Source organism: Acinetobacter sp. IK23, from assembly GCF_035615275.1.
In the GTDB taxonomy this organism is placed as follows: domain Bacteria; phylum Pseudomonadota; class Gammaproteobacteria; order Pseudomonadales; family Moraxellaceae; genus Acinetobacter; species Acinetobacter seifertii.
Genome location: NZ_JANBNX010000034.1, coordinates 21,784 through 34,303, shown reverse-complemented (window position 1 = coordinate 34,303; position 12,520 = coordinate 21,784). Strand labels below are relative to the sequence as shown.

Genomic DNA, 12,520 nt, shown 5'->3' with positions numbered 1-12,520 from the left:
AAGTGCATAATCAATTGCTTGCTGTTTAAATTCAGCACTAAAACGTTTGGCCATTTCTTGGATCTCCAAAGTTAACGTTACGTTATCTTTAGAGGGAAGTACTGTCCATTATTTTGGCTAGGATCACCCATCGAAATATTTTTCTTATTAAATTGTTTTTTGTGTAACTTATCAAATAACATGTTAATAAATAATTAGGCCAAAAGAAAAATGACTAATTCATTCATAAATCAATGGAAGTTTTTTTATCCTAATAAACTTCCAATTTCACATTGTTTTCGACAATATTTTTCACAATTTTGGTTCCGAATTCATAGCCTTCCAGAGTCAAAAAGATATGCAGATACACCTGCAGAATATGAATTATTATTAAATCGTCATAATCAAATTATTGATGACTGTTTCGATTCTAATGCTTCTATTTTTATTGTTACCGGTCATTATTTCAGTCAAAGCGATAATAATAAAATATATGATCCAACTTTAAGGCTCAAATACGAATTTCATCCAGAAAAAGAAATAAATCTAACACAAGCTAATCCCGAAAATTATGATGATGACGAAGAAGATCATTTCTATAGACCGTATTCCATCAATGAAATTTGGAAAAAAAATGAACACAATGACTTATTAAAAAAGATCGCCGACGATGAGGTTCGAGCCTTTATGATTTCTTTTGAGCAAAATATAATTATTGCTCCATATGATGGTGGCATTGATTTTATTATCTTTAATGACGCCAAGAGGAATGAGTTAATAAATAAGTATAAAGATTGGCTGTCACCACGAGCGGATGGATTATAAAACTTTAGGAATATTAAATAACACATCTGTAATCTCTAAAGATTTTGGAGATAGACTTAATGAGAAATTATAATTCCCTATGAGTGGATGATCTTCTATTGGTAATGAATCTATATAATTTCTTTGCTTTATCCAATGAGTATGAGCCACACAATTTTTATGACAGCCTCAATCAAATCCTCTCTTTTTTTCTTATGAATTGCTAAATAATCATCTAGATAGCTCGAAACTTTATTATTTACTTTCTTTAAAATTCATCATTTATGAAGGAATTATAATTCAATAAATCAAATATTAAGGAAAACTCACCTAGTGACAAACAATGTGTATACAAAACATCGATTGCTCAAAAACCCCTCACAATCATGATAACGATTAACAACCTTATCTAGTAATACAGTTGCAGTATCTAATAATCTTTTCTTAATTTATTTAAAGACAATAATATATAAATAAAACTTTTATTATATTTAATCAAAGATTTGCATTATCAACAATCTTTAACTGTCTCTTCTCATATACGGTCATCATAAATGCTAAACCACATAAAATGGTGAAGCCGCCAGTCATTGGTATTAATGTCCCATCATATAATTGCCCAATAATAGAGGCAAGAATAAGTGACAAAACGGAGGACGCTGCACCAATAATGGCCGAAGCCATACCAGCAACATGCCCCATTGGCTCCATTGCAATCGCATTTAAGTTACCAAATAAAGTTCCAAATAATAAAAACAGAATGCAGGCATAAAGCATAAACATCCAAAATGCTACAGTCACCCCTAAAAGTTGAATTCCTAAGAAAACCAAAGAAATTAAGCAAAGACCGAGAAAGCCATAAATACAAATTGGACGCATACCAAACTTCATGACAATTTTAGAGTTGGTAAATGAAGCAATTCCCATCACACCAGCAAGCACAGCAAAGTAAGCACTAAACTCTTGCCCAGTTTTACCAAATTGCTGCATAAAAATTTGTTGAGAAGTTCCCAAATAGCCAATAAATCCACCAAAGCAAAAGCCTGCACATAACAAATAGCTCATGGTGGTTTTGTTACTCACTACTTCTTTAAAGCCCTCTTGAAATGCTTGTAAACGCATAGGTAAACGGTTTTCAGGAAGTAGCGTCTCTTCTAATCGTAAAGCGACCCATGCGCCAACCACTGTTGCATAAACCATATATAAAACAAAAATATCACGCCAACCAAAGAAATGAATAATAAGCTGCCCCAGACTTGGTGCTATTGCTGGAGCAACCATAAATACCATCATAATTAAGGACATGATACGGGCCATTTGAGCACCGCTATATTTATCTCGAACAATCGAAATAGAGGCAACGTAAGGTCCAGAAACCCCAATACCTTGAATAAAGCGCCCTACTAAAAACCATTCAAAACTTTGTGTGGTAAAGCACAATAAACTTCCCAAAAAGTAAATGATGATCCCAGCAAATAAAATGCGTTTACGTCCAATCGCATCAGATAGAGGTCCAGCAATGAGTTGCCCTATCGTCATACCGGAAAAAATACCAATAATGACCCACTGTGTCTGATTATTATTCTTTAAGTCAAAAACTCGTCCAATCTCACCTAAAGCAGGCAAGACAGCATCTATTGAAAAAGAAACAATAGACATGAGTAATGCCATCAGAAGTGCAAACTCACGGAAATGGATTTTTGATTTCATTTTTCTTCTCTACTATTTATTCTATTTGCATTGTACTACATACAAATAAGCCACCTTTCGGTGGCTTATTTCAATTTTTATATTAACCGATAAACTTACGTGCGTTACGGAACATACGTAACCATGCACCATCTTCAGTCCACTCTTCTGGACTCCAAGAGTGTTGAATTGCACGGAAGGTACGCTCTGGGTGCGGCATCATAATCGTTGCACGACCGTCTTTAGATGTTACACCAGTAATCGCTTCCGGCGAACCGTTCGGGTTCAATGGATAATGTTGAGTCGGGTTACCGTGACTATCAACATAACGCAATGCAACTTGGTTCGCAGCATTCAAGCTTGCTATGTTAGTTTCACTCGCAACTGCACGGCCTTCACCATGTGCTACAGCAATCGGTAAAATCGAACCTTCCATACCATCGAGTAATACAGAAACAGATTTTTCAACACGAACGTTTACGCTACGAGCTTCAAAAACTTCTGACATATTGCGGTGGAAACGTGGCCAGTGTTCAGCACCCGGAATAAGCGGTGCTAATTGTGACAACATTTGGCAACCATTACAGATACCTAAGCTAAACGTACCTTCACGGTGGAAGAATTGCTCGAATTGATCACGTAATTTTGCATTAAACAGAACTGATTTTGCCCAGCCACCGCCAGCACCCATTACGTCACCGTAAGAGAAACCACCACAAGTTACCAAGCCTTCGAAATCACTTAGGCTTACACGACCAGCAAGTAAGTCGCTCATGTGTACGTCAATCGTATTAAAGCCAACTTTGTCGAAAGCTGCTGCCATTTCAATATGACCATTTACACCCTGCTCACGCAAGATTGCCATATTAGGACGACGGCTGTTGATAAACGGCGCTTCAATAGGTTCATTTAAATCAAATGTAGGTTTTGCAATTAAACCTTGATGTGATTTATCAGTAATTAAAGCAAATTCTTGATCAGCAGTTTCAACGTTATCACGTAAACGTTGGATCTGATGAGAGACTTCAGACCAAGCCTGTTGTAACTCTGCTCGCTCTAGTGTTAAGCCATTTACAGATAATTGGTCAGTGTTATTTACGCGACCAACTACAGCAATTGCATCCTTCAAGCTAGAAGCAGCAACTTCTGCTTGTAAAGCATCCCAATCAGTTGCTTTGATTTGAACTACTGCACCAATTTCTTCAGCAAATAAGCCCGCAGTAGATTGGTTTTCTAATGCCACACCTAGACGTGAAGCAAACATCATTTCAGCTACAGTTGCGAGTAAACCACCATCACCGATGTCATGGTAAGCTTGAATCAACCCACGGTTATTCCAGTCTTGAATTAAAGCAAAGAATGCTTTGAAATCATCAAAACTATCAACATCTGGAGTGACTGAACCAATTGCTTTATATACTTGCGCAAGAATCGAACCACCTAAACGGAACTGACCTTTAGATAAATCAATACGTACAAGTACTGAATCTTCTAAATTCTTAAGTTCAGGTGTTAAAGTCTTACGAACATCAGCTACTGGAGCAAATGCAGTAATTACACCAGTCATTGGAGAGGTTACAGCTTTATCTTCGCCGTTGTCGTTCCAAGTAGTACGCATTGAAAGTGAGTCTTTACCTACAGGAATCGCAATTCCTAAAGCAGGACACATTTCCATACCAATCGCTTTCACACCTTCAAACAGTGCTTGGTCTTCACCTTTTTGACCAGCAGCAGCCATCCAGTTTGCAGAAAGTTTGATATCGCTAATTTGTTCAATGTTTGCACATGCAATATTGGTAATTGCTTCAGCAACTGCCAAACGAGCAGACGCTGCTGGATTTAACAATGCAACTGGTGGACGTTCACCCATTGCCATTGCTTCACCAGTGAAGCCTTGTAAGCTTGTTGTCGTTACTGCTGCATCCGCAACAGGAATTTGCCAACGACCAACCATTTGGTCACGTGCAACCATACCTGTAATTGAACGGTCACCAATAGTGATCAAGAATGATTTAGACGCAACTGTAGGATTTTTCAATACACGGAAAATCGCATCTTTCAAATCAACTTTTGAAGCGTCAAATTCGTTACCTTTACGCTCAATTGTTTCATAAGAACGTTGCATACGCGGTGTACCACCAAGCATCACTTGCATTGGGATATCAACTGCATTGTTCTCGAACAATGGATCTTCAACAGTTAAATGACGTGCTTCAGTTGCTTCACCTAATACGGCAAATGGACAACGTTCACGTGCACAGATTGCTTCGAACTGCTCTAAAGACTCTGGACGAATTGCAAGAACATAACGCTCTTGTGCTTCGTTTGACCAGATTTCCATTGGGCTCATGCCCGGCTCTAATGAAGGAATCTTACGAAGATTAAGAACTGCACCTAACTCGTGGTCATTTACAAGTTCAGGCATAGCATTTGATAGACCACCCGCACCAACGTCGTGTACAGAAACGATTGGGTTGAAGTCTTCTAAGCGCCAGCATGTATCGATCACTTCTTGACAACGGCGTTCCATTTCTGGGTTTTCACGCTGTACAGAAGCAAAGTCAAGGCTTTCACCCATTGTACCGCTGTCTACAGAAGATGCTGCACCGCCACCAAGACCAATTAACATTGCAGGGCCACCCAATACAATGAGCAAGTCACCTGGTTGAATCGCATCTTTTTCTACATGGTCAGGACGAATGTTACCGTAACCACCAGCGATCATGATTGGCTTATGGAAGCCCTTCACTTCACCATTTACGTTTTGTTCGAAAGTACGGAAATAACCATTTAAAGCAGGACGACCAAACTCATTGTTAAATGCCGCGCCACCTAATGGACCTTCAATCATAATTTGTAATGGCGATGCCATACGTGAAGGTTTACCGTAGTTTTCTTCCCAAGGTTGTTCAAAACCAGGAATATTTAAGTTAGAAACTGTAAAGCCTGTTAAACCAGCTTTTGGTTTACCACCACGACCAGTTGCACCTTCATCACGGATTTCACCACCCGAACCAGTAGCAGCACCAGCAAATGGAGAAATTGCTGTTGGATGGTTGTGAGTTTCAACCTTCATTAAAATATGAGCAGCTTGGCTCTTATATTTATAAACAAAATGACCATTTTCATCTGCTTTTGGATAAAAACGCATAGTGTCATAACCAACGATTACAGAAGCGTTATCTTTGTATGCTGATAACACATCAGTTGGTGATTCTTTATAAGTATTTTTAATCATTTGGAACAATGATAATGGTTGTTTTTCACCATCAATTGTCCATTCAGAACCGAAAATTTTATGACGGCAGTGTTCAGAGTTTGCTTGTGCAAACATCATTAACTCGATGTCATTTGGATTACGGCCAAGTCGTGTGAACGCTTCAGTTAAATAATCAATTTCTTGTTCAGATAAAGCAAAACCAAATTCGTTGTTGGCTTTTACTAAAGCTTCTTTACCTTCACCCAAGATATCAATTGAGTTTAAAGGTTTTGGAGCTGTTTCTGAAAAGAGCGCTTTTGCGTCATCAATTTGAGCAAAAACAGTTTCTGTCATACGGTCATGAAGTACTTGTTTTACTTCATTAGAAATTTCAGAAACACCTTTTAACGTAAATAAAAGACCACGTTCTAAACGGTGAACTGGCGTATTACAGTTCTTGAAAATATCAGTTGCTTTAGAAGACCAAGGTGAAATAGTACCCACACGTGGTGTTACTAAAATCTGAATCTCATCACTTGCAGTTTGACGAAGTTCAAAAGACTCACCGTCATTTAATAATTGCAAAGCAGATTGATGTTGCTGCTCGTTGAGCGCTTGATCAAACAAATAGACCCATTGGCTGTCAAAAGATTGAACAGAACTAATTGACGATAAACGTGTTAATAGTTGAGCTTTCTTAAAAGAAGAATGTGCTGCTGCACCGGCCACGATAAACATGTTGATTTTGGCTCCACGGGCAGGTCTTGTGAACCTTACCGCAATGTGACTTTAGAGAGAGCGCATATTCTACTGTGTCTTGCTAAAATCAGCTAGATGTAGAATCAGTATTCTGTAACCTAATTCTGCAAGAAGTGATGTGTTTTTTGTTCAAAATCATTTTTTTAAGCATTATAGGTAAAAATAAATTGTTTCATGTTTATTCAATAACATAATAAAACCTGAACTAAGACAAACTATGTCGCACCATGCTAGTGCTTTTAAGTTTTTTTTGGCATGATCAGGCTTTATAGTTTTGAATAATGATAAATGGAACAAATGCGTTGGTTGGAACTGCTTTCTGCAGTTCGTTTAGGTAGTAAAAAAAGCAGTACAGAATTGGCTCGAAGCCCATTTCATAAAGATTATGATCGCATTATATTTTCACAAAGTTTTCGTCAGTTAAACCGTAAAACTCAAGTTCACCCTCTAGCACAGCATGATGGGATCCATACCCGTTTAACTCACTCCCTTGAGGTTTCCTGTATTGGCCGTTCCATGGGTATGCTGGCAGCCGAAAAAATAAAAGATGAATTGCCCGTTTGGATATCTCCTGCCGATGTTGGCGCAATCATTCAAGCAGCTTGCCTTGCTCACGATATTGGCAATCCACCCTTCGGACACGCAGGTGAATATGCAATTCGTGAATGGTTTGATGATGCCTCACATAATGATTTTCTAAAAAAATTAACGCCCGAAGAAGAAGCAGACGTCCGTCAGTTTGAAGGTAATGCTCAAGGTTTACGCCTCTTAACCCGTATTGACTATCATCCAGACGATGGAGGTATGCGTTTAACTTACGCGACCCTAGGCGCATATTTAAAATATCCTTGGCTTTCAAAAACAATAGCTTCTCAAGGTGATCGTCCATCACACCAACGAGCCAAATTTGGTTGCTATCAGTCTGAAAAAGAAATTTTAAAGCAAATTGCTGAACAGCTTGGTCTCATTCAATTAGGTGAATACCATTACTGCCGCCACCCGCTTACCTATTTACTAGAAGCTGCAGACGATATTTGCTATGCCCTCATCGATTTAGAAGATGGCATTATTTTAAATATGCTGAATTACCAAGAAGTTGAACCGATTTTCCTCAACTTAATTGCAGATTATGGCCAACCTGAAGAGTTATCAATGCCAAGTAGTACATGGCAACAAAAAATTTCGGCATTGCGTGGTCGTGTCATGAAACGTTTAGTTGATGAAGTCACTACCGCTTTTGCCAAACATCAGTATGAAATTATTACAGGTCAGCTGCAAGGTAGCCTTCTACAATACTGCTCACCAGATATTGCTAAAGGGATTGAAACAGCCAAAAATCTGGCGCGTGAAAAAATATTTGAACACCCGCAGAAGTCTGGTTTAGAAATTATTGCACATCAAAGTTTGCAAACTATTCTTGACGCATTTGTACCATTAACCATGCCGCATAAATCTTTAAGCTTTAAAGAACAACGTTTAATGTCGATCCTTCATTTGTACGGTGCCCGCTTTAGCAATAACCACTACAGTAATATCATGCAGGTACTCGATATTATTAGTAAGTTTTCAGATCATCAGGCTTATAGCTTGGCGCAAGAGCTACAAGGTAATAAAATAGGTCTGTTTTAATGATAAGTAGACATGTTGATAGAGGGCTTTATCCATCATCTTTTATGTATTCAGATCAGTGGGTAAAATGTCCTAAATGTTCTCATCTGAGTATCCTGAAATATGACAGTCCTTTATCACCAGTAAATGCGCCTTATCAAGGAACTTTTTCTTTTAGTTGTTTAAATTGTTGTTATCAAATTAAAGCTGAAGAGAGTTCAATATCGAGTCGTCACAATGGTCATTTTTACGCCACAGCTTACCAGCGTTGCCAAAGTTGTGGTGGGTCATGGATCAAGGCAAATCAAAAGCTGAATAATTCAGGAGCTTATCCTCCATATATTCAAGCTAAATGTCATCTATGCCAAAAAATTTCAAAATTTGAAAAATATAATGTAGCTTTTGTTTTAGACCAAAAATTTGGTTTTACAAACTATGGTCTTGAACTTTATCTAAAAACTTCAAGTAGGCATGGAGACATATACGTTTATAGCCCTGAACATTTAAAAGAATTAAAAATATTCATTGAGGCTAATTTAAGAGAAAGAACTAAACAGACTGGTAATAACAGTTATTTTTCACGTCTACCTGCATGGATAAAATCCACACGAAATCGAAAAGAAATTTTAAAAGCCATTTTGCGTTTAGAACAAATGGCATCTACTATTCAACCATTAACAAATAAGTGAAAGATACAATGATCGGATGTTTAATTGGCGAAGTGTTTGCCTTAGAAGCCCCTACTGTCTTACTGAATGTAAATGGTGTGGGCTATGAAATTGATACGCCACTTTCAACATTTTGCCAATTACAAAAAGGCCAGAAAGTTACGGTATGGACGCATTTGGTCGTCCGTGAAGATGCCCAGCAGCTTTATGGTTTTAGTGATGTTCAAGAGAAAACAATTTTCCGCACTTTATTAAAAGTAAATGGTGTTGGTCCGAAAATGGCATTAGGTATTTTATCGACGTTAAGCGTTGAGTTATTGGTTCATACCATTGAACATGATGATATCAACACATTGGTCAAAGTTCCGGGCGTTGGTAAAAAAACAGCTGAGCGCTTAATGATTGAACTACGTGACCGTTTTAAAACCTTGGTTCAAGGCACTTCAACTGCAGCAACTATGCCTCAAATTCAATTTGCTGCAAACTCTCCTGTTGCAGAAGCAGAAGCTGCGCTGCAATCTTTAGGTTATAAGCCACTTGAAGCACAAAAAGCTGTAGCTGCGGTTAAAGCCGATTACACTGAATCAGCCGATATTATTCGTGCTGCTCTTAAATCAATGATGAAGTAAACACACTTATGCAAGACCGTCTAATCAGTGGAACAGAAAAACCTGAAGATCATTTTGATCGGGCTATTCGACCGACTTCACTTGCCGACTATATTGGACAGCCAGTTGTACGCGAGCAAATGGAAATTTTCATCGGTGCGGCTCGTGGTCGTGGTGAAGCACTCGATCACACACTGATTTTCGGTCCACCGGGCTTAGGAAAAACCACGCTTGCCAATATTATTGCGCGTGAAATGGGTGGCAACCTCAAATCCACTTCAGGGCCTGTTTTAGAGCGTGCGGGTGATTTAGCAGCGATGCTCACCAACCTTGAAGAAGGCGACGTCTTGTTTATTGATGAAATTCACCGCCTTTCTCCAGTGATTGAAGAAATTCTTTATCCAGCGATGGAAGACTACCAATTAGATATTATGATTGGTGAAGGCCCTGCTGCTCGTTCAATTAAACTCGATTTACCCCCGTTTACACTTGTCGCGGCTACAACGCGTGCAGGTTTGCTCACCTCTCCTCTACGTGACCGTTTTGGTATTGTGCAGCGTCTTGAGTTCTACTCTGTAGAAGACTTAACTCACATTGTGTCACGCTCTGCAAACTTGATGAATGTACCCATTACTGTTGAGGGTGCAGAAGAAGTTGCACGCCGTGCCCGTGGAACACCACGTATTGCCAATCGATTATTACGTCGAGTTCGTGACTATGCTCAAGTGAAAGGTACAGGTGAAGTAACCCATGAAATGGCACAGCGTGCGCTTGATATGCTCAATGTTGATAAAGCTGGCTTAGACACCCTAGACCGCCGTTATTTGAGCATGTTACTCGAGCGTTTTGATGGCGGCCCTGCTGGAGTCGAAGCACTTGCAGCAGCTATGGCTGAAGACAGCGGTACACTTGAAGATGTGATTGAGCCTTATTTAATTCAACAAGGTTATGTCATGCGTACTGCGCGAGGCCGTATTGCAACCAATCAGTCTTATTTACAGTTTGGCATGACACCACCTGAGCCTAAAAACTAAGCAAAGGAAGAGAGTTTTCTCTTCCTTTTTTAATTTAAGTATTTTTTTCAATTCAAATAATAATTGTCTTATCAATACATTAGCTACTCTATACCTTTTAAGTCTATATTTATACCTTATTGATTTTTTAATATTCTTAAAAACTGAATTATAAGAAATCTAGATATAAAATCTTATGGAAAATAATATTTTTAGGATAAGGACATGTACAAAAAAGCCGCTTTAATTTTTCCACTTGCCCTCATGAGTCAACTGAGCCTAGCAGATTGGGTCAAAGATGCCGCACAACAAAATGAGAATCAGGTCATTCAGTTAAGACAACATATTCATCAAAATCCTGAACTTGGCAATATGGAATTTAAAACATCTGCACTTGTTCAAAAAGAATTAAAGTCTTATGGCATCCAAGTCAAAACAGGTTATGCAAAAACAGGTGTTGTAGGTATTTTAAAAGGTAATAAACCCGGCCCTGTTATTGCGCTTAGAGCCGACATGGATGCTCTACCTATGGAAGAAAAAAGTGGTGTTCCATTTGCGAGTAAACAAAAAGCAATTTATCAAGGTAAAGAAACTTATGTGATGCATGCTTGTGGACATGATGCACATACCGCAATGCTATTAGGTGCAGCAAAAATTCTAGCTGCCAATAAAGATAAAATATCTGGTACGGTTGTCTTTGTTTTTCAACCGGCTGAAGAAGGTGGAGCAGATATAGATAATTTCACACAAGGTGATCAAATCGGCTCCAGAAAAATGATCGCAGATGGGGCATTTAAAGACTATAAACCTGAAGCCATTTTTGGCATACATGTCATATCCGGTATGCAAAGTGGTCATCTTTATTATAAAGATGGTGCCATTTTAAATAGTGCAGATCACTTACGTATTCAGGTCAACGGCAAGCAGGTTCATGGCTCTACCCCTTGGTTAGGTAGAGATCCAATTTATGCATCGGCTCAAATGATTAATAATTTACAAAGCCTTATTAGTCGAAGGACTGACCTCACTCAAGGTATGGGTGTAGTGAGTATTGGGAATATTCAAGGTGGTACAGCAGGAAATGTAATTCCCGAACAGGTCAATATGGTCGGGACTATCCGCTCTAATAACGAACAAATACGAGCAAATATCTTAAAAAGTTTACCAGTCATGATAGAGCATAATGCTCAAGCCAATGATGTGACTGCCAAAGTTGAAATTGCGCCTTATGCGCCAGTGACCATGAATGACAAAACACTGACTCAGTTTATTCAGCCAACTTTAGTCAAGGTTGTTGGAGACTCAAAACTTCATGTTTTGGATCATAATGCAAGCGCAAGTGAAGATTTTGCCTATTATGGCAAATTAATGCCGTCATTCTTTGTTTTCTTAGGTGCAACACCAGAAAATCAGGACTTAACTCAAGCTGCACCAAATCATAGCCCCTATTTTATTGTAGATAATAAAGCCTTAAAAACTGGAACAGAGCTACACGTCAGATTCGTATTAGATTATCCGAATATATCAAAACAAGTTCAAACTTCATGGAAGCCCTCTTAACTTAAAAAGCTTGCCAGCTATAAGATGTAGCGCTTTTAGATTAGAAATACAGCAATCGCAATTGAAAGGTTGTGCCATAGGACTTAGTATGCAATCTGCTAAACTGCCCCGTATTTAAAAGCAGATGTATGGCTTTTGAATAGAACGAATGTTTTATTCAAAGTCATATTTTAAATATAAAGCTCTATAGTGAACTAAAACGGAATACTCTCATGGCGAATCATTTTGAATTCAATATTCGTGTTTATATCGAAGATACGGACGCAGGCGGTATCGTTTACCATGCCAACCACATTCGCTACATGGAACGTACCCGTACAGAATGGCTTCGTGCTTCTGGTGTTGATCATTACTGGCATCAAAAAGACTACAACTTTGTTGTTCACAAAATTGACGTAAAATACATGCGTCCTATCCTAATGGATGACCTAATTACTGTTACAGCACGTGTAGTTTCATGTAAAGCTGCGTCATTTGTGTTGCAACAAAATATTTATCGTGGTGAAATCTTGCTTGCTTCTGGCGAGGTTGAATTGGCATGTTTAAGTAAAGAACTTGTAGCTCGTCGTCTTCCAGAAGAAATACGTGATCTTATTCGTAAAGAATTGGAACAAGACTAAAAAAGCAACCGGC

General features: G+C 38.6%; 9 protein-coding genes. 7 read left to right on the top strand and 2 right to left on the bottom strand.

Annotation, left to right across the window (positions count from 1 at the left end):
• The first annotated feature begins 210 nt into the window (after nt 1-210).
• Complete coding sequence (locus MSG95_RS17020; protein ID WP_019457272.1) at nt 211-804, top strand: DUF3885 domain-containing protein; 594 nt, start codon at nt 211-213, stop codon at nt 802-804.
• Between the two features lie 474 nt (nt 805-1,278).
• On the opposite strand, the gene MSG95_RS17015 is transcribed toward MSG95_RS17020, so the two are convergent.
• On the bottom strand, nt 1,279-2,493 hold the full coding sequence (locus MSG95_RS17015; RefSeq protein WP_004699907.1) for a multidrug effflux MFS transporter: 1,215 nt from the start codon (nt 2,491-2,493) through the stop codon (nt 1,279-1,281).
• Between the two features lie 82 nt (nt 2,494-2,575).
• Complete coding sequence (purL, locus tag MSG95_RS17010; protein WP_004699904.1) at nt 2,576-6,409, bottom strand: phosphoribosylformylglycinamidine synthase; 3,834 nt, start codon at nt 6,407-6,409, stop codon at nt 2,576-2,578.
• 309 nt (nt 6,410-6,718) lie between these two features.
• Between purL and MSG95_RS17005 the strand changes: the two genes are divergently transcribed.
• The 6 genes from MSG95_RS17005 to ybgC all read left to right on the top strand — a co-directional run bounded on the left by MSG95_RS17005 (nt 6,719) and on the right by ybgC (nt 12,507).
• Nucleotides 6,719-8,059: a deoxyguanosinetriphosphate triphosphohydrolase gene (locus MSG95_RS17005; protein ID WP_004699901.1), complete on the top strand. Its 1,341-nt coding sequence runs from the start codon at nt 6,719-6,721 to the stop codon at nt 8,057-8,059.
• Nucleotides 8,059-8,727 (top strand): hypothetical protein, encoded by a 669-nt coding sequence (locus tag MSG95_RS17000; RefSeq protein WP_004699899.1) that lies wholly within the window; start codon nt 8,059-8,061, stop codon nt 8,725-8,727. The genes MSG95_RS17005 and MSG95_RS17000 overlap by 1 nt, the downstream gene beginning before the upstream one ends.
• An 8-nt stretch (nt 8,728-8,735) precedes the next feature.
• Complete coding sequence (gene ruvA, locus MSG95_RS16995) at nt 8,736-9,335, top strand: Holliday junction branch migration protein RuvA (protein WP_004699898.1); 600 nt, start codon at nt 8,736-8,738, stop codon at nt 9,333-9,335.
• An 8-nt stretch (nt 9,336-9,343) separates the two neighbouring features.
• Complete coding sequence (gene ruvB, locus MSG95_RS16990; protein ID WP_004699895.1) at nt 9,344-10,348, top strand: Holliday junction branch migration DNA helicase RuvB; 1,005 nt, start codon at nt 9,344-9,346, stop codon at nt 10,346-10,348.
• A 204-nt stretch (nt 10,349-10,552) separates the two neighbouring features.
• Nucleotides 10,553-11,887: a M20 family metallopeptidase gene (locus tag MSG95_RS16985; RefSeq protein ID WP_004699894.1), complete on the top strand. Its 1,335-nt coding sequence runs from the start codon at nt 10,553-10,555 to the stop codon at nt 11,885-11,887.
• Nucleotides 11,888-12,099: 212 nt separating this feature from the next.
• Complete coding sequence (gene ybgC / locus MSG95_RS16980; RefSeq protein ID WP_004699892.1) at nt 12,100-12,507, top strand: tol-pal system-associated acyl-CoA thioesterase; 408 nt, start codon at nt 12,100-12,102, stop codon at nt 12,505-12,507.
• The last annotated feature ends 13 nt before the right edge of the window (nt 12,508-12,520 follow it).